At 39.0% G+C, this 19600-nt stretch carries 15 protein-coding genes; 9 read left to right on the forward strand and 6 right to left on the reverse strand.

Features of this window, described 5'->3' with window-relative positions; all coding sequences use genetic code 11:
* Positions 1 to 80: 80 nt before the first annotated feature.
* Both QL989_RS13655 and QL989_RS13660 read right to left on the reverse strand, forming a co-directional pair.
* Positions 81 to 1238 (reverse strand): HDOD domain-containing protein, encoded by a 1158-nt coding sequence (locus QL989_RS13655; protein ID WP_198522878.1) that lies wholly within the window; start codon positions 1236 to 1238, stop codon positions 81 to 83.
* Complete coding sequence (locus QL989_RS13660) at positions 1235 to 3244, reverse strand: EAL domain-containing protein (protein WP_290170781.1); 2010 nt, start codon at positions 3242 to 3244, stop codon at positions 1235 to 1237. The genes QL989_RS13655 and QL989_RS13660 overlap by 4 nt, the downstream gene beginning before the upstream one ends.
* Before the next feature lie 363 nt (positions 3245 to 3607).
* On the opposite strand from QL989_RS13660, the gene QL989_RS13665 reads away from it, so the two are divergent.
* The 4 genes from QL989_RS13665 (at position 3608) to hemH (ending at position 8713) form a co-directional block, all read left to right on the forward strand.
* A complete protein-coding gene (locus tag QL989_RS13665) occupies positions 3608 to 4792 on the forward strand; it encodes an FIST N-terminal domain-containing protein (RefSeq protein ID WP_290170782.1) in 1185 nt (394 codons plus the stop codon).
* Positions 4789 to 6201 carry an ATP-binding protein gene (locus QL989_RS13670; RefSeq protein ID WP_178956995.1) on the forward strand — a complete coding sequence of 471 codons (1413 nt, stop codon included), beginning with the start codon at positions 4789 to 4791 and terminating at the stop codon, positions 6199 to 6201. The genes QL989_RS13665 and QL989_RS13670 overlap by 4 nt, the downstream gene beginning before the upstream one ends.
* A gap of 81 nt (positions 6202 to 6282) precedes the next feature.
* On the forward strand, positions 6283 to 7620 hold the full coding sequence (locus QL989_RS13675) for an HD domain-containing phosphohydrolase (protein WP_138605720.1): 1338 nt from the start codon (positions 6283 to 6285) through the stop codon (positions 7618 to 7620).
* Positions 7621 to 7693: 73 nt separating this feature from the next.
* Positions 7694 to 8713 carry a ferrochelatase gene (gene hemH, locus QL989_RS13680; protein ID WP_138605718.1) on the forward strand — a complete coding sequence of 340 codons (1020 nt, stop codon included), beginning with the start codon at positions 7694 to 7696 and terminating at the stop codon, positions 8711 to 8713.
* A gap of 134 nt (positions 8714 to 8847) precedes the next feature.
* Here hemH and QL989_RS13685 read toward each other — a convergent pair whose 3' ends face one another.
* Positions 8848 to 10005 (reverse strand): benzoate/H(+) symporter BenE family transporter, encoded by a 1158-nt coding sequence (locus QL989_RS13685; protein WP_290170783.1) that lies wholly within the window; start codon positions 10003 to 10005, stop codon positions 8848 to 8850.
* Positions 10006 to 10372: 367 nt separating this feature from the next.
* On the opposite strand from QL989_RS13685, the gene QL989_RS13690 reads away from it, so the two are divergent.
* Positions 10373 to 11089, forward strand: coding sequence for a hypothetical protein (locus QL989_RS13690; RefSeq protein ID WP_290170784.1), 717 nt, complete (start codon positions 10373 to 10375; stop codon positions 11087 to 11089).
* Positions 11090 to 11154: 65 nt separating this feature from the next.
* Positions 11155 to 11898, forward strand: coding sequence for a zinc-dependent metalloprotease family protein (locus QL989_RS13695; RefSeq protein ID WP_178956999.1), 744 nt, complete (start codon positions 11155 to 11157; stop codon positions 11896 to 11898).
* Positions 11899 to 12017: 119 nt separating this feature from the next.
* On the opposite strand, the gene QL989_RS13700 is transcribed toward QL989_RS13695, so the two are convergent.
* The gene (locus QL989_RS13700; protein WP_290170785.1) at positions 12018 to 13232 is read right to left on the reverse strand and encodes an ectonucleotide pyrophosphatase/phosphodiesterase; all 1215 of its coding nucleotides are present in this window, start codon (positions 13230 to 13232) and stop codon (positions 12018 to 12020) included.
* A gap of 153 nt (positions 13233 to 13385) precedes the next feature.
* On the opposite strand from QL989_RS13700, the gene dgt reads away from it, so the two are divergent.
* From dgt to QL989_RS13715, 3 genes are all read left to right on the forward strand, one after another.
* Positions 13386 to 14849: a dGTPase gene (gene dgt / locus QL989_RS13705; RefSeq protein WP_138605921.1), complete on the forward strand. Its 1464-nt coding sequence runs from the start codon at positions 13386 to 13388 to the stop codon at positions 14847 to 14849.
* Between the two features lie 93 nt (positions 14850 to 14942).
* Entirely contained in the window at positions 14943 to 16388 is a 1446-nt protein-coding gene (locus QL989_RS13710) for a hypothetical protein (RefSeq protein ID WP_290170786.1), read from the forward strand.
* A gap of 297 nt (positions 16389 to 16685) precedes the next feature.
* Positions 16686 to 17534 carry a transporter substrate-binding domain-containing protein gene (locus QL989_RS13715; protein WP_290170787.1) on the forward strand — a complete coding sequence of 283 codons (849 nt, stop codon included), beginning with the start codon at positions 16686 to 16688 and terminating at the stop codon, positions 17532 to 17534.
* Between the two features lie 514 nt (positions 17535 to 18048).
* Here the strand turns inward: QL989_RS13715 and QL989_RS13720 are convergent.
* A complete protein-coding gene (locus QL989_RS13720; protein ID WP_290170788.1) occupies positions 18049 to 18999 on the reverse strand; it encodes a nucleotidyl transferase AbiEii/AbiGii toxin family protein in 951 nt (316 codons plus the stop codon).
* On the reverse strand, positions 18989 to 19387 hold the full coding sequence (locus tag QL989_RS13725; protein WP_138605704.1) for a DUF6088 family protein: 399 nt from the start codon (positions 19385 to 19387) through the stop codon (positions 18989 to 18991). The genes QL989_RS13720 and QL989_RS13725 overlap by 11 nt, the downstream gene beginning before the upstream one ends.
* Positions 19388 to 19600: the final 213 nt, after the last annotated feature.

Genomic DNA, 19600 nt, shown 5'->3' on the forward strand with positions numbered 1-19600 from the left:
AAGGGAACTCAGAAGAGATTATAAATAGGTGGTTGTGTAGTACAGCCCGTTTATTATACGTTATTTTATATAGGGCCTATTTAAGATGTATAACTATGCCAATCAAATTCACTAATAACATGGCAAAGTAAAGGGTCTACGCCTTTTGAGTCACAGTATGCACGTAATTGCATGGGGGGTTGCTCGTCAAAAATAATTTGCCAAACTATATACAACATGTGATTAAACAGAGTTAACTCATTATCATCAGTGCCATCTAAATCGTGGCAACTCATTAATAAGTTACATATTTTTGTGTCGTATCCCCATAACTTTAAAACGTAGGCAGAAATAAAATTGGCACTTACGTATCCATCGCTGATGGTTTGCGCATGCTCATCTGACACATCGCTTTGAGCTTGAGATAATAAAATGATCTTGCCGACAAAACTCAATAACGCCACTGAAAATAACAATTCTTGATCATGCAAGTTAAAACCAGCCAGCTTTGCAAAATCCTTAACACAACTAGCGTAATTCGCCGCTATATTCAATTGCTTTTCATGCACATCAACAGGAATAGACGATTCAAAGTTTTTAGCAACCAATAAAGAAGTGGTGATAGCCATTAATATCGTGGTACCGAGCCTCGAAACAGCCTCATCTATTGACGATGTTGGCCTTACAAAACCAAGATAAGCGGAGTTTGCAAGTTGTAACAATTTAGCCGTTATTATTGGCTCTTGAGAAACAACATGGGCAATATCATGTAAATCAAATTCATCGCTTTGTACTAAGTCTCTGAGCTCTTTTAAAATAAGAGGATAAACAGGAAAACTGATCATAGCCCCCAACTGTCTACGCACATTATAAGCAAAAGGCAATGACTTTAACGCCGCCACATTATTAAAAAGTGCAGCTATGTCTGCCTCATTAAACGGTTTAGCAAGATAAGCATGAACAATATTAGGTTGTTGTATCATAGTACTCAACCTCATATCACCGGTAAGTAATGCTCTAACCGGATAGGGGTTCTTTGAAGAGCATTGCTCTAAAATATCAAGCCCATTCATTTGCGGCATTAAATAATCACTCAATACTAAATCAACATCTTTTGTGGTACTTAAAAGTTGCCAAAACTCATCAATATCCGCAGTCGTTATGATATCAACCTCTGGGAATGCTCGATGAATAGTTCTTTGCAATACTTTTAATAAAAAAGCATCGTCATCTAAAATGATTACTTTAATCGCTTTCATTTAGCACCTTGAGTGTTTGCATGGTTTAAATAATTACAAAAATCATCTGATTCTAAAGGCTGCGAATAGTAATAACCTTGTATGTAATCACAGCCTAATTTTTTAATTATTTCGCATTCAAAGGCAGTTTCTACTCCCTCAGCTATCACTACAAGCTCAAGATCATGAGACATACGCGTAATATTACGAATCATACTTTGCATCGCTAAAGACGATTCAATATCAGTAATAAGCGCTTTATCCAGTTTAACCCCATCTACTGGCAGTTTAGAAAGGTAACCAAGTGATGAATAACCCACGCCAAAATCATCAATCAATAGCTTAACCCCTAACTTTTTTAACCTTTTTAATTGTTGTTCGCAAGCAGAAAAATCTTCTATCAAATAGGTTTCTGTTAACTCAAAAACCAACTGTGATGACTCTAAACCATTGCAGCTTAAACATTCCAGCACATAGTCAATCAAACCGGGATCATCTTTTAATTGCCTAGCAGATAAGTTAATAGCCAACACGCTCACACCTATATTGTTATCACCCCAATATTTTAGCGTTTTACAGCTTTGAGAAATAACCCAACGCCCTATTGGTATTATCTGGCCATCACATTCAGCAATCGGAATAAAATGAGCAGGAGGAACCCAACCATATTTACTTGGCTCATACCAGCGAATGAGCGCCTCAGCACTGTGTACTTGTCCTGTTTCAATGTTAACTTTTGGCTGAAAACGTAGTGACAGTTCATCTTTATTTACCGCGATTAGTAATAAACGGCTTAACTCAAAATTCTTTCTATAGTCGGCTACTAGCTGAGGATCAAATCGGGAAAAAATACGCTGCTGCTCACCTAATTGATAATTCAACGTCAACTGCATCTGATTTACGAGTTCTTTTCCTTCTAAATTATCCTCAGGAAACAAACCATACACACCATATAGCTGCACATGAGCGTCAATATATTTTCTGGGTAGAATTTTATTTAACTGCTCAATCGCTTTATTTAAATCACTTAAAACTTCACTATCAGATTTAATTTCCGGAACAAATAATACAAATCGATCGGCGCTCTTATGAAAAACTTTGACAGATTTCTCCGATAAGCTTTTTAACACTTTCAAAACCAATTTTATAAGGTGGTTGCCATCTTCTGCACCTAGCAAATCATTAATTAATTGAAACTGGGCAATACCTAAATAAACTAAGGCATAACATTTTTTATTCGCTTCACACAGCGTTAAATGATGGTAAAAGTCAGACTCGTTGGTTACCACCGACTGTGTTCTAGTAAGTTGAAAAATGTTACTCATGCTATTTGAGTTGCTCGATAATTTTAAGAGTTGAAAATAATCATCATTTAAACAACGCTCTATCATAACTTCTTCGTTTTTAGCTAGATCAGAGGCGTGTGCATAATTAATAAAAAGTGTACTGCTTTTCTTATCAACAAATGACTGACTTACTGATTTGTTTTGAGCTGTATCTAAATAAGCGAGGTGTTTATTTTCATATAAATGAATATCTGGAATAATTTCAGCTGCAGGTGCATTAAAACGATTTATAATACCGTTATTGTCTATTTCTATTAAGCCAGACATACTGCCCATTAATAATTGATCTCTTACTCTTTTTGCTCGGCGCTGTTCATATTTAACTTTCGCTTCGCTGATGTTCTCAAGTAACTCACTATCGACCCATGGCTTTTCTAAAAAACGAAATACCAACCCCTGATTCAGTAACTCAACCACAGACTTAAAATCAGCATACCCACTCAGTACTAGGTTTACACTATCAGGCCAGCGACTTTTAACTTGGCGTAATAAATCAGCGCCGTTCATTTCTGGCATTCTAAAATCAGTAATGATTATCTCAATTTGATTAGCCGCTAATATTTCAAGTGCCTCAAAACCAGAGGATGCCGTCAGCACATCATAACCAGAACGAGCAAGTACTCGCTTTAAAGATTTCAATACATTGAGTTCATCGTCTACTAATAAAATTCGCAAAGCCACTATCTACACCTCAAAATGGGGTTGTACTCTTGCTAACTTGATTGTTCTTCTAAGTACCCTTTGCTAAGCAACCAAAAATGTTCACAACAGCACAAGTATGTTGTATCTAACTACATACGCAATAATGCCACTTAGCTGTAACAGCCTATCTAACTGATACCTTTTCAGATCACCTATATTGGTTTAAGGTTTCTATCATTAATAAGTGATTGTAATCACTAGATACAACTTAAACAAAAATGATACTGTCTAAAAATAAGCCATCCAGTTCACTTTATATAATAATAGTCTAGAATAAATTCTAAGTGATTATTTTTAGTTAAAAACATCCAGCGTTGTGGCTATTATTACCAAGGGGCATCTATGTTCGCCATTGAAACTTTTCACACTCACGGCAGCGATATAGATAAATTTATCAAACCTGTAAGTCAGTTTACAAACAACAGTCCCGATTTACTGCTCGGGTTTGCTACAACCGATACCATTAAATATCTTTATAATAGCCAGCCCAACTTGATAAAAAACACTCAAAATTGCTTAATCATCTCCTCCTGTCTTGGCTCATCAACCGAAAAAAATTTATCGTTAAATGAGCAAAGTATTAGTTTATTCTCTATCAAAGACTCAACGGGTCATTATGGAATTGCCAGTTGCAATACAACTAATAACCTAAGAGAAAATGCAGCTAACACTGTACTCAGAGCTATTGCTAATGCAGGCCAAACAGGACTCGCCCCAAAAATGGTCTGGTGCTTTCAAGTCCCAGGGAACGAAGAACTAGTGCTACAAGGAATCCAAGATGCTATTGGGCAGCGTATACCTGTTTTTGGAGGAAGTTGCGCTGATAACGACATTTCGGCAAAGTGGTGTTTCAGCGATACTAAAAATGTATACCAACAAGGTTTTATCATTGCGGTGTTATATCCGTCTGTAGAAACATTCGGCTTTTATAGTTCAGGCTACGATATAACCAACCAGCAGGGCATAGTTACCAATATTGAAGGACGTTTATTAAAAACAATCGATAACCAGCCCGCTTTTGATGTTTATAATCAATGGCGTAAAAACCTAGGGTTTGGACAGTTAAAAGCGGGAAATATACTTGCCCAATCAGCAATGACCCCGCTATCAAGAGCTTTTGCTTCAGATGATGAAATCCCACGATTATTGTTAAGTCATCCAGCTATAGCAAAAAATGGATCGTTAGAATTATTTTCTAACCTACATGTTGGCGATACGGTTTACCTTGCCTCAGGAAGCCCAGAGCAATTAATAAAGCGAGCTGATATGGTTGTCACCTCATTAACTAAATTGGCAGAACTCCATGCTATAAAAAATATTACCGGTGGTGTTATTATTTTTTGCGGTGGTTGTATGCTATCAATTAAAGAGGCAATGCACGAAGTAAAGCAATCTATTGAAACACAACTTCCCACTATTCCGTTTATTATAGGCTTTACTTTCGGGGAGCTCGGGACATTCAGCGATGCGACCAGTAAACATGGTAACTTAATGATCTCATGCGAAATTTTTGGTGACCCAATATGAGTAACAATGAAATACTGTTAGAAAAGCTACACTTATTACAAGTTCATAATTTAGCACTTGAAGAAAACCGTGCCTTTAATAGCTTGATTTTAAATGGTCTAGATATAATCTTAAAAAACGACAACACAGAAACCTTACTCACTGAGTTTTTTGATATTTTGCATCAGGCCATTGCCTTTTCTGCGGCTATTTTAATTAAAATAAATCCAAAAGATGTAATGGCTACGTTAATTACAGCGTCGCATCCGAATAGCGATGCAATAATTACCCAGCTGGAAGTACTTAATAGACCCGATAGAAATATTAAAAATATATTTAACTTACATCAACTCCCTAATTGGCAAGTAACCGACCCTTTTTGGCATTCGCAATATGCCATGCTCACCACTCCAGTAAATACAAGTACAGAGAGCTACCAGCTCTATATTTTTTCTGAAAAAATTGGCGCGTTTAATCAGCACGATATTACTTTAATGCAGCGCTTTGTCAGTTTTGCGGGTAATACAATTTCACAATTTGAAAAACGAAACTTGCTTGTTAAACAAAAAGAAATGGAGGAAAAACAAAATAACATCGAGCAAGTGTTAATTAACTCTGAAAAAATGGCTTCGTTAGGGCAAATGGCGGCAGGCGTTGCGCACGAAATAAATAATCCTTTAAGTTACATAGTTAGTAACATTCAAAATTTGGCTTACAACCTTGAGCAATTTAGCCATTTCATTAACGCTCTTAAAACAGAGAGTGTCATAACGCAGCAAACATTAGCAGATTTGTTACAACATTTTCAATTTGATGGATTACAATCAGACTCAAGCGATATCATTGCTGAAATGACTGAAGGGGCTGATCGCGTTAAAGAGATTGTTCAAGGGTTAAGGCAATTTGCTCATCCAGATCAAACTAAAATTGGCGATATAAATATAACTGAGCTTATTGATAATACATTACGTGTTGCCTGGAGCGAAATTAAATACAGTGCCAAGGTCGAAAAGCACTACAATACAGAACCAATCATCATCACTGGTCGTTCGACCCAACTCTCCCAAGTGTTTTTAAATTTATTTTTTAACGCCGCTCAAGCTATTTGCGACAAAGTTGGGGTGATCACTATTACTACTAAAGCCGATAAAAAAAATGCCTATATAACGATTGCCGATAATGGTAGTGGAATTAAGGAGGACAAATTAAATAAAATTTTTGACCCTTTTTTTACTACAAAACCAATTGGCCAAGGCACAGGATTAGGGCTTGCTATAAGTAAAGCAATAATAGAACAACACAGTGGCCTAATTAGTGTTAAAAGTAAGATAAATCAAGGCACTATTTTTAATATTACCTTACCTAAAAAACCGATATTAACTGACGATGCATTGAGTATTTTAAATGCAAAAAAAATCGCTAAAGAGTGAATTTTTAATACATTATCAGTTGTTTACAGCCAAAGCTTAGACTAAATTAAACTTATAATTATGTTGGTGGTAAGAAGATAAATGACAGACATTGCCCAATTAGAACAGCTAAATCAACAGCCTCCGAGCATCTTATGCTTGGACGATGAAGCTAATGTACTCAAATCTTTAGTACGCTTACTTCGTCAATATAAATTTGATGTGAGTGTTTCAACCAATGGCCAAGATGCACTTGAAAAAATGCAAAGTAAAGAGTTTGACGTCGTAATAAGCGACATGCGCATGCCACACATGAGCGGGGCAGAGTTTTTAGCCAAAGCCAGAAAGCTCGCCCCCGATAGCCAACGCATTTTGTTAACTGGCTTTTCCGATTTAGAGTCAACAATCAGTGCGGTTAACGAAGGGGGTATTCATGCTTATGTGCAAAAACCTTGGCAAAATGATCACTTAGTAAGTGTAATCCAGTCAGGCGTAGAAAAATTTAGACTAAAAAAGCAAAATGAAATTTTACAACAGCATGTAAAATCTCAGAACCAGCAACTAAAAGAGCTCAATACTAATTTAGAGCAGCTGGTCGATAAACGAACAAATCAAATTAGAAGTGTATTAAAAAAACTAGAAGTCGCTAATGAAAGTGAAAAAAGAGAGCATCAATCGACTGTTGAACTGCTTTATAATTTTATTAATGCAAATCCGTATCTCGATGGTAAAAGAGCAGAGAACATTGCCGGCACATGCACGCAAATAGCGCGTTACCTTAATGTATCGCAAAGAAGTATCACGCTTGCGCCTATTGCAGGATATTTAGCTCAAATTGGTTTACTTGCAATGGATCCTGAGCTTTACAACAAACCTATTAACGAACTTAATGAAGTACAGCGCAAAACGTTTTACACCCACCCGAGTATTTCACAATTAATGCTCATGCCAGCGACTCACTTGAGCGATGTTTCTGATGCAATTTATCACCAGTTCGAGCGATACAACGGCCAAGGTATCCCCAAAGGACTTGCTAAAAACGATATCCCCATTGGTGCTATGGTGCTCAGCGTAGCTCGCGATTACTGGGAGCATTATGAGCAAAGCGATCCATTACTTACAACAAAACAACGCCATGAGGCGGCGCTCGGTAATATTAAGGCCAATAGTGGTAGCTTATATCACCCGCGTATTGTCGATGCACTTGAAGCAAGCCATACTAAATTAATTACCTCTGATAGTTCTATTGGCTCAATTAAAATAATTTGCGCTCAAGAGCTTGAAGAAAATATGACACTGGCAAACTCACTACACAGCCATACAGGCATTATGCTTTTACCCAAAGAGCATGTTTTCAATTCAAAATCGATTGTTAAGCTACAACAACTCGAAGCCAAAAAGCCGACTCCGTTTAGAATTATGGTTAAAACGGCTAAATGATTGATCTAAATTGCTCTTTTATTCGTTACAATGGGCTTAAATAAATTAATAACTTTGCTTGAAGGAGCACAACGTGTCGCGATTTTCTGCCGTTACCGATAATCCCCACGACGGGCGTTTTAACCAAAAAACGGGAATATTACTGACCAACTTAGGCAGCCCAGATGCCCCCACAGCAAGCGCATTACGTGTTTACTTGCGTGAGTTTTTATCTGATCCGCGCATTGTAGAAATTCCACGCATTGTGTGGATGATAATTCTCCATGGCATTATCTTACGCATTCGTCCAAAACGCTCAGCTAAGTTATATAAAAGTATATGGACCGAAAATGGCTCGCCGCTAACTCATATTACGCGCCAGCAAAGCCTTAAATTAAATGCCTTATTAAAACAGCATGGCTATACCAACACCGAAGTGGTTATGGCGATGCGCTATGGTAACCCATCAATCGAAGCGGGCCTTGAAGAGCTTAGAGACAAAGGTTTAACCCGTATTATTGTGCTGCCACTTTATCCGCAGTACTCAAGCCCAACTACAGGCTCCACATTTGATGCAGTTGCCAATGTATTAAAAAAATGGCGCTGGGTACCAGAGCTGCACTTTGTAAACGGGTATCACAAAAATACAGTGTACCTTGAGTCACTCGCTAATAGTATTAGTGAAGATTTAGAAAAACATGGAATGCCACAAAAAATGGTGTTTTCATACCACGGTATGCCTAAACAGTTTTTAGATAATGGCGACCCTTATCATTGCCTATGTCAACAAACAACACGATTAGTGGTTGAAAAACTAGGGCTAGACAAAGATAAAGTGATCACTACTTTTCAAAGTCGCTTTGGTAAAGCTGAATGGTTAAAACCATATACAGATGCAACTCTTGAGAGCTTACCTGGCGAAGGAATTAAAGATATCGCAATTATAAGCCCTGCATTTAGCGCCGACTGCCTAGAAACACTTGAAGAATTAGAAGGTGAAAACCGCGAAATTTTTGAAGAAGCTGGCGGCGAGAAATACCGATACATTGCAGCTCTAAACGATCGTGACGATCATATAGACGCCATGTTCGATGTATTAAAGCCAATGCTTTAAAGCAAAGGTTCGAGGTTTCAGGTTTCAGGCAGACACTAGCCAAGCGCGGTGGTTGACGGTAGGTGGGAGTTTACCTCGCGCGCACAGTGCTAAACCCGTTGCTCGACACCCGATACCCGTACTTAATACCTAATTTAGCGCTTACGTGTCACTATTAATGTGATTGCCCCGGCTATTATTCCCCAGCAGGCAGAGCCCACCGACCATAAAGTTAAATCTGAGGCCGTGACTAAAAAAGTAATAATGGCTGCTTCAGTATATTCAGCACTATGCAAAGACTGCTGCAAACTATTGGCAATAGTGCCAAACAAAGCAATACCCGCCAGCGCCAATACTAAGGCCTGTGGCAGGCTTGCCACAATTGCCACTAACATAGCCGCACATAACGCCATAATTATGTAAAACACGCCACCAGCAATACTTGCCCAATAACGCTTATCAGGGTCTTTATCGGCCTCTTCGCTCATACAAATAGCCGCTGTTATGGCTGCTAGATTAATAGAATAGGTACCAAAGGGAGCCGTCACACAATTTATTAACCCGGTCACAGTTAATGACGATGATATAGGCGCTTTATAATTATGTGCTTTCAAAATAGCGAAACCGGGTAAGTTTTGTGAGGTCATAGTTACTATGTATAAAGGAATGCTTATACTTACAAATGCCTGCAAACTAAAGCTTGGCGCTATATATGCAAAACTACTGGCTTGCCAATGCACGGTACTGGTATCGATATTACCCATATACCACGCTAAAAATATACCCGCTAGCAACACACTTAGCATCGCAAAACGGGCAAAAAAGCGCTTACCAATAAAGTACACCACCACCATTAAACCAATAACTAATGGCATATCGTTCATAAAGTTAAACACATCAATGCCAAATGTCACTAATACTCCCGCTAACATGGCACAAGCCAGTTCACTAGGAATACGGTTCATGATTTTTTCAAACCACCCGGTTACTCCCGACACCAGCACCAAAAAGGCTGATAACATAAATGCGCCTATCGCTTCATGTAAGCTATAGCCTTGAGCACTTGAAATCAGTAGTGCAGCCCCTGTGGTCGACCATGCAATTAAAATCGGCACTTTATAATAAAACGACAACACAATAGAGGCACTGCCCATTACCAAGCCCAGCATTAATATCCAGCTTGCCACTAGGTCAGGTGTGCCACCTAAAGTGATCACCACTTGGTAAATCAATGCTATCGAACTTGAAAAACCAATAATAACGGCAACAAGTCCCGCCATAGTGCGACTAAGTAATTGATCAGTCCCTGCCATAATTCCCTCATTTCATGCTTTAACGTTACAACATACTTTGCCTATTTTTACATTGCAATTTTGAATAATGAATATGAAAAAACATCACGTTAATAAATTTTTTATTAAAAAAATTTTTGCCTATCAAAATCATTGCCATTTAAAAAATAAACGCGTACCTAAAAACAAGCCGCAGAGCGCATTATTGCTGTAAAAAGCCGTAATTTTTAAGCTAAAAACACATACCAGAAAAAGGCAAAGTAAATACTTACAATGAGTTATAAAAAACCCCATTAACACTTTATGGTTACAATTTAAATTTGATCTCATCCTATTTTTAATATAAAACTTAACAATTATTTCACCAATTACCCTAAAAGAGAAACAGATGAAACGTTACATTGTTTTAATTATCGCTATTCCTTTGTCTGTATTTGCCATTTATACGCTGCTTGAGAATCAGAAAAAAATCGATAAGGAGGCAGTAGCCCCTATTGCCGTAGACATCGTCCCTGTTGACTCTGAGTTTGTAAAACAAACACGTAAGCCATTGCCAATTGATATGAGTAAAGACCCTATTACAGTCAAACCCTCAGAAGAAAAACTAGCCGACACTGAAGACTCGTTTGATGCAATAAATAAGCCTTCAACTAAGGCCAAAGAAATACTTAAAGCGGCAAAAGTACTGCCTACCGATTTACAAAATGAAGCCTATATAGAATTTGATTTAGCAGCACTTAAAGCCCTTAAAGCAGGGGATAATTTTGATCTCGCTATACCGCAAACCGCAGAAACCTACAGCGCTGAAATAACTAACGTTACCAGTGCAAGTAACGGCGATAAAAGTATTGTTGGCCAAGTGATTGGTGCTAATGGAGCAATGCACACCACCATATTAACCGTTGGCAAGGATGCAGTATATGGTCAATTTACAGCCCCAAGTGGCAACTATGTGTTTGAAAGCAAAGGACAGTATGGCTGGATTGCAGCAAAGCGTGACTTATACAAATCACATATAGAACACCAAGTAGGTGAACCCTCGCCAAAAAATACTGACGGTGGAGATCCGTTTGCGCCCAGTGATGAAGAATCACCCTCTATTTAATTTTTAATCTAAACCAAGACGACACAGCAGTAAAACTGCAATCATAAAAGAAAGGAAATACGACTATGAAAAAAATAATATCAACAGCCGCTATTGCAACAGCATTATGTGCAGCAAGCACAGTATCAGCAGAAACAATTGATATCGGTATTTTATATACCGACCAATCAGCTGCCGCTACCAGTAATATTAACACTAAGATTAATCAGCTTATTGCTTTTAGTAATCAAGTATATAGCCAAAATGGCGTTGATATTACACTGCGTTTAGTAGGCTCTCAAAACTTAGGTAGCCACGCAATAACCCCTTCAGAAGATTGGCTAGACGCTGTGACAAATAGCAGCTACGTAAATGGTTTACGTAACGATTGGAAAGCAGACATGGTAGCCGTACTAGGTACAGGCCAAAGTGCGGGTAGCGGTTTAATTTCATGTGGTATTGCTTGGGTTGGTCAAGGCACAAATGGCAATTTATACAGCTCAATGAGCGATCGTATGTACTCAATTACAGCTGTTGATTGTGGTGCTACAACATTCGTACATGAACTAGGTCATAATCAAGGCCTGACACACTCTCGTAAACAAGGCGCAACTAGTGGCGGTGTATATGTTGATGGCATGGGCCACGGTGTACAAAATGAATTTGCCAGTATTATGGCTTACCCACATGTGTTTGGTAGTGCGACTCAGTACGATTATTTCTCAAACCCAAATTGGAGCGTAAACGGTATTCCATTTGGTGTGACTAACCAAGCATATGCTATTCGTACCGTCACTGATACCAAAACCAGTATCGCCAACTTTAAATAATCTCAATTGTGAATAATGAGCTTATTCTAAGAATCAGCATTAAATAAATGGGTAAATTATTACCCATTTACACCAATTAAGTTTCCCTTGCGGAGCGCCTCGGCGCTCTTTTTTGATGATTAATCATTACCTGCTTTTATTGCAGGAAGTAAAGTTTTGCCATCGCTATCTACTTCACTCATTAGCGTTAGCCCCATTACTTTGGCAAGCACAGGATAAATATCTAAATTATTCACCAGCTCAATACTTACACCTTTTTTAAACGCAGGACCTGCTGCTATAAAGGAGGCAGCCATATCATCACTATAAGCATAGCCATGTGTACCTAAATAAGGCGCCTTAGTACCGTTACTAAATACCGCAGGCGCATTGGTTTGCACCACAATATCACCCACTCTACTACCGCTATTATAATGGTAGCCTTCAAGCTGTTCGCTACTTAAAACACTATAACGCCCCTTAGCCGCTTTTTGTAAACGTGCTTTATATGCATCAATATCTGCATTTTTAGCATCGCTTTTAGTATAAATAAGTAAACGAGGTCCGGTATTCACAATAATAAAATTATCATCTTTAGGTAAACTGCTGACAATAATGCTTTGCTCAGGATCAACCTTTGCCATGCCATGATCAGAAACAATGACTAAATTAATATCCTGAGATAATTTGCTCAAGCGAGTACGTAATTGCCCCATTAATGCATCTAACTTATGAACGGCGTCACGTGTTTGTACTGCATCTGGGCCAAACTCATGCCCTATGCTATCAACCAGCGAAAAGTAACTGGCTACAAAACGTGGGCGCTGCGCCTTAGGCAAACTTAACCACTGTACAATTTGGTCAATTCTGTCTTGGTAGTTACCTTGTTTGGAATAATGAAAATAGTAGTCTGGCGTCATACTATTAAAGCGCGCATCCGACTCAGGCCAAAAATACACCGCCGATTTAAGCCCATGCATTTTTACTAAATTCCATAATGGAGTACCACGTACCCAAGTACTGTCTTTTTGGCCTTTACCCATGCTGTAGCATTGATTATTGCGCGCTTTGTCACAAAATTTATTGTCAACAATACCGTGGTTAACGGGTAGTAAACCAGTAATCACCGAAATATGATTTGGGAACGTTTTAGTAGGGTAAACTGGCTGCATTTTTTGTGCTCTAACCCCTTGCTCAGCCATTGCTTTTAAATTGGGTGCACCGTGCTTTTCAATATAATCCCAACGCAAGCCGTCAATTGAGATCATAACAACCGTTTGCTCTTTGGCTGCAAACGCATTACTCATCCCTAATAAAAGGCAAAAATAGACTGCCTTTGTGATCCACAACTTCATTTTAAACACCTATAGATGTATGTTAATTTTATAAAAAATAATACTAAAGCAAGTTGTTACTTTATGATACATGCTGATAGATTAAAGATGGCTCACTAAAAAATATAACTGTGCACTTAATAAGAGCCCAACGTGCAAAATAAAAGGATTGCCATGATCGACTTCAGCAGCAAAATCACCCCAGCGCGTATGCAGCGCACGACGGCCAATTTACAAATGGCGCTTGAGAGCGATCGTGGCCGCATTATTAACAGCGCAGCCATTCGTCGCCTGCAACAAAAAACCCAAGTATTTCCGCTTGAGCGCAACGCAGCAGTGCGCTCACGTCTTACTCACTCATTAGAAGTACAACAAGTTGGTCGATTTATCGTGCAGCGTGTTTTTGCCAATCTAAATTACCAACAGCAAAAAGAATATGGTTTATCCGGCTTAGAACGCCCGCTAGAAACCTTAGTAGAAATGGCCTGCCTAATGCACGATATTGGTAACCCGCCGTTTGGTCACTTTGGCGAGGCCGCCATTAATAATTGGTTTAATGCTAACTTGGCAAGTATTACGCCTGAGCGTTGCCAAACAGCTAATAGCAGTATAGGCATTATTTTTAAACATTTAGCGCAAGATATTTGCAGTTTTGAAGGCAACGCCCAAGGCATACGTATTATTCACTCATTGCTCAGCCTAAATTTAACCTACAGCCAAAGTGCAGCAATTTTAAAGTATACCCGCCCTGCCAGCTTAGCGAAGCAGGATATTCCACAAAATAAAAACTACATTATGAAAAAAGTAGGCTACTACTACAGCGAAAAAAGCTTTATAGAAGCACTACAAACAGAGCTAAAAATGGAGCCGCATTGCCGCCACCCTGCCAGTTACATAATGGAAGCCGCAGACGATATTTCTTATTGCTTGGCTGACATAGAAGATGCGGTAGAAAAAGACATAATAAGCACTCAGCATTTGTGCGAGCAATTAAAAAAGCAGTATCAAAAAGCGCTAATTAACTTAGCCTTAAACGACACCCAGCACCAAAGCTTTGTAGATGATGCAATTAATTACGCTATTGAACGCGCGCAAGCACAGCCCTTTAATTTTAATAGTGAATTTTTTATTTATTTACGCGTATCGTTACTGCATCCATTAGTGAATCATGCCGCAAAACGCTTTATTGAAAATATAGAGCCAATTTATCATGGTGATTTTAATCATGCATTATTAGAAGATCGCAGTTACTTACATGCTGCAACCCAAGCCCTTAAACAAGTGGCACTTGAGCATGTATTTTCTCATAAAGAGGTCGAAAAGCTCGAACTACAAGGCTATCGTATTATTAACGGCCTACTAGAATGCTATAAGCCATTACTACAATTAACTAGCGACGACTTTAAACGCGCACTACATGGCGACAACCGTTTATTAATAGAGTCACGATTAGTTAAAAAGCTCTCTAAAAAACATTTAAGTAGCTATCAGCACGCCATAAATGCCATGCAAGAAGAGCCCGACCACTTTGCGGCTTATGAGTTTTATTACAGATGTAGACTCATCCAAGATTACATAAGCGGCATGACCGACCAATTTGCTTACGACGAGTACCGCAGCTTAATGGTAATTGACTAAGCCATGCTCAGATCGTGAAATTGCTAAGCCCTAGATAATTTTTTACTTTGCGCTTAAAATTAGGGCATTGATGCTTAACCGCTTTTGAGTTTTATGAAACCGTTACTGAGTTGCTTATTTTTTTGTTTTGCTTTGTTTTATAGTGCTAGCAGTGGCGCTTACAACGAAGCGATGTGCATTCTTATAAAACAAGAAATGCAGCAATACAGCAATGACAAAACCAGCCGAAAGTACCGTAACGCTGCTCGCGACTACAAAAAAAACTGCAGCAATCCGGCTACACGTACTCAATCAACGGCAAAGCCTAAAGCGCAACCTATTATTGAACAACCCAAACCTAAAATTACTAAACAGCAAGTAAATGAGCCTGTTTCATCAGTTGTAACCCCCATTGGGCAAGAGCAAGCTAAGTCACCGCTTATACAGCAACTAGCAACAGCGCCCAATCAAAGTACAGAGCGCACTCAGAACACAACTGAACCAGCAGCAACTACCGAGCCTAATGAGCCGCAAACCAATAAAACAATAGCAGAACAAACTGATGCTCTAAAAAATGATCAATTTAGCATTGATACAACCCCCCAAAGCAACACAACTTCAGCTGTCACAAAAACCACGGTAGAGCCTTTACAAACGGCCATGCCGGTTACTGTAAATGCCACTGAGCAAGTTAAAGGCGTTGCCTCATCAATCCCTAAAGAATCAAACATGTTGTCGCTAGTATTACCCAGTGTGGCGCTACTCTTGGTGGTAATAGTTGGAGTTGTTGTATTGATGCGCCTGCGCAATGTTAAGCAAAATAACACGTCTGCTGAAACCAGTATGCCACTAGCTGCTCCTCCTACTAAGTGCGATGACAAGCAAAGTAGTACTGCTATTGATGAATCTAAGACTCTTGATACCAGCAAAAACGAGCCAAAAACAACAACCGAAAGTGTCGAGTTAGACGCAAGCGAAGTAAGCACCGTTAAAGTAAAGCAAGTACCGAATACCGCAGAGTTTGAAGCCGCCGCTAAAGCCACTTTAGAACGGATAAAAAATGCCACCGAGCATGCAGAGCCACAAGTAAGAGACTTTGACCCTGAAGCCAAACCAATCAAAAAACAGCGCAAGCCGGTTAATCAGCCTAGCGAGCCTGTACCAGCGACTAAAAAAGAAGCACCTATTGCAGCTGAGCCCATTTCGCCTCAACAGCCAAAGGCAGACTTACATTCGCCTAAACAACTGCGCTCACCGTTAATGCCATCTACCGAGCACGACTTTAAAGAGCCTGAAATACGCACCTTCGACCCCAATGCGCCCTTGCCCACTAAAAAAAGTGCGATAAAACCTGAGCAAGTAAAAGTATCGCCAGTTGAACCCACTAAGCCTGATATCCCGCCAAAAAGCAGCAACCCATTTGCTAACTTATCGCTTGATGAAAGTTGGGATCCAAATTCTCCGCAAAAACCGAAAATAGAAGAAAAACAACGCGCCCCTAAATCACAAGCACTAATTGAAGCTGAAGAACGTGCAAAAAACATGCAAACAAAAGAATAATAGAGTACGCTGAACGTATTCAAAGGTGGCTTTAAATCTAGTACCAATTCGCTTAATTAAGTGGTCTATTTTGAGGCTGGAAAAACGCGTTGATAGCTAGGCAAAAGTTTTCTATTTAGTTGTTATAAAAAAGAATTTTTTAACGCAGGTAGCGACATATTTAGCCCCGTAAAATGATTAAGTATTATTGCGGATTGATTTAACTTAAGCGTGCATTCAGTTTTACTCACTACAATAGCCTACTTTTTAAACAGCGCCACTCTCAACCTAATGGCTCAGAAGGAGTAAACTATACATATGCACGTGATGTTATCAGCTAAATTAAGATACCTTATTTTTACCGCATCTTTTTTTCTGATGGCTTTGGTGAGTGATTACAGTAACGCAATTGAAGCAATTCAACCTAAAGACGAGCAATCCACACACACCACTACTTTAAATATAAGTACCGGCGAATGGCCCCCTTTTATGAGTGAATCATTGCCTCACCAAGGTGTAATTGCCCATTTGATCACCGACTTATTTGCACAAGCCAATATTAAGGTTAACTTTACCTTTTTACCTTGGCCGCGTGCTTACCACGACACCATTAATGATAAATACGCAGCCACCGCCGTATGGATGTTTGAACAACAACGCACTGAGGATTATTTTTACAGTGAACCTGTATTAAACGAGCGTTTTGTATTTTTTTATCACAAAAAACGCCCTTTTGATTGGCAAAACCTAAACGATTTAAAAGGCTTATTACTCGGTGGTGGGCTTGCTTACAGCTATGGCGAAGAGTTTGATAAAGCACTACAAGCGGGTCTATTTGATATGTCGCGAGTAAGTACCACAGAGCAAAACTTTAAACGCTTAGCTATGGGCAGAATTGACGCCTTTGCCGAAGAAAAAAGCGTCGGCTATTACATCTTGGCCAGTAAGTTACCTAACTTATTTAGCTCTATTAACCATCATCCCAAAGCTTTACTCATAAACCAAAGCTTTATGATGTTCCCTAAAAATAACAAATACAGTAAACAGCGGCTTGAAATTTTTAATCAGCAATTACTTAAATTTAAGCAAAACGGCCGTTATCAAGCCTACTTTGATGCGTTAGATAATGGCGCTTATCAGCCCACAAACAGTGCCCTTGCCGACTGACCTGGCGGGGCTTTATTGTTTGGAACGCGGGTTTCGGGCTACGAGCTAGGTTTTAGCACAAGCTCGTTACTCGTCACTCGAAGTCCGCTGCCTTTACCACCGTAGGCGTTAAGCTTGCTGACGCAAAAAGCACCGCTTTTAAATTACGTTACTTTCACGCATTATTCGCCTCAAAAAATGAGGCGAATAGCGCACTTAATTGCCTCATTGTGTTAATTGGTAAGTTGAAATCGTAGAAACCAGTTTTAGCTGTGATTATTTTAAACGCCAATTTCGGTTTCGAGCAACAAGCGACTGGCAACGAACACAACCTAGTACCTTTTACAACCGTAGGCATGCAGCTTGCTGACGCGAAAAGCGTAGCTTGGCTCGAAACCCGCAACTCGTCGCTCGGCGTCTTTCAGCAAAAGTGTTCAAAAATATTCCAGATATTTTTGTGGTCATTTGTCACCTCGGCGCTCCGAGCATTAGTGTGTAGTGATTATGAAAATACAGCACTTTTCAAATTTGACGGTTAAAGCTCAATATCATTTAAAACATCTTTGCAAAATGATTTAAATACAACAAATGCTTCTTGCCAGAGCAATTTATGACTACCGTAAATCATTGGAACAACATATTCATTAAATCGCATTTCATAGAGTGGATTAGTTTGTAACACGTTTAAAGCAAACTTAAGTTCAATAATCGGTTCTGCCATAAATTCTAAATGCTGATTACCGTAACGGGTAATATCTTCCGCAATGACTTTTTGCACTAAAGGTACTACATCTTGAACATTCGCCAATCCAGCGTGTTGAATATAATACGTATCATAAATATGGCGAATTAGCGCAGGATCATCGTCTCTTCTATTATCACGTGCAAAGCTCGCTGTGCGCCTAAGCATAGACACTAACTTTTCAGCTTGTGTACTCTTAATGCTAGAAAAATCCATCAGCGGCACTTCTGGTGCCTGTTGAGTTACCTCGTTCACTAAAGAAGATATATTGCGGCTTTGTACATTATCAAAAAGTAATGTTTCTATAAGCTCTAATTTAATAAACGGTCGTAAACATGGGGCTTTTGAATGGGCTTGAGGATAGCGAATATCAATTTGTTGGTATCTATATTCATCAAAAACAGTTGGAGTATTTTCTACAGAAAAATAATCATGTGAATTAATTGCAGCAATTAACTGTAAGTGGAGCGCTTTTCTAGCCTTTCTTCTTTTAGTTTTAGACGTGTTAGCAGTTAAATCTTTAGGAATGATTTTTATATCAACATCTTCAGACATCCTATGAGTTTTAATGCCTGACTTTGTTAATGCCGTACCGCCTGAAAAAACTAAAAAATGCGTATCAAAAGATAACTCACAAAGTAGCTTAAGTAGTGCAACTACATAGTAATCTTTTTCAACAATGGCAGGGTTACCCATACCAAGAGCATCCGCTACATCTAAAAATAAATCGCTATCAACTCGCATTGATAGCGCTATTATTTACAACAATTTTACGCTTAAACCGGCTATTGGTCATTATTTTAAATGAAGCGGGAATTTGTAAACTTTCACCCTCAAGACTGCGTTGTGTAAATTCATCAAACTGGTACTCAACGCCCAGTTTTTCAATAGCTTCTAAAATGACTCCATCTGCACCCGCAGGTGATGCTGGCATTAACTTACCAGTAATGCGATTTTCTCGCGCTTTAGTATAAAGCCCATAGCCAATGCGTAACAACTGGCCACTATCTACCAGCTTTTTTAAAACACGGCCAACTTGGTCGTAACCTGCAATATCAGCAAAATCAGCGCGCTCAAAAACATAACGCTTAGAGCGGTTTATTCTTGTGGTTACTTTACTTGCTATTGTCATATTAATTACTCTCGTTGCTTAGATAAAATATAGCAAACATACGACATCCAAACAATGCAAACATACGACATTGAAAGAGTGATAGCACACTATCCTTTAGGTAAAAACTCAATAACGGCCTCAAACGACGGGCTGCGTGCATCGAGCTTATGCAAATATCCTAGCGCCTAGTTACTTCCCTGAAACATATTTTTTTATTCTTACCTCTTTAGC

It is taken from the genome of Pseudoalteromonas sp. APC 3224 (genome assembly GCF_030407535.1).
Classification (GTDB): domain Bacteria; phylum Pseudomonadota; class Gammaproteobacteria; order Enterobacterales; family Alteromonadaceae; genus Pseudoalteromonas.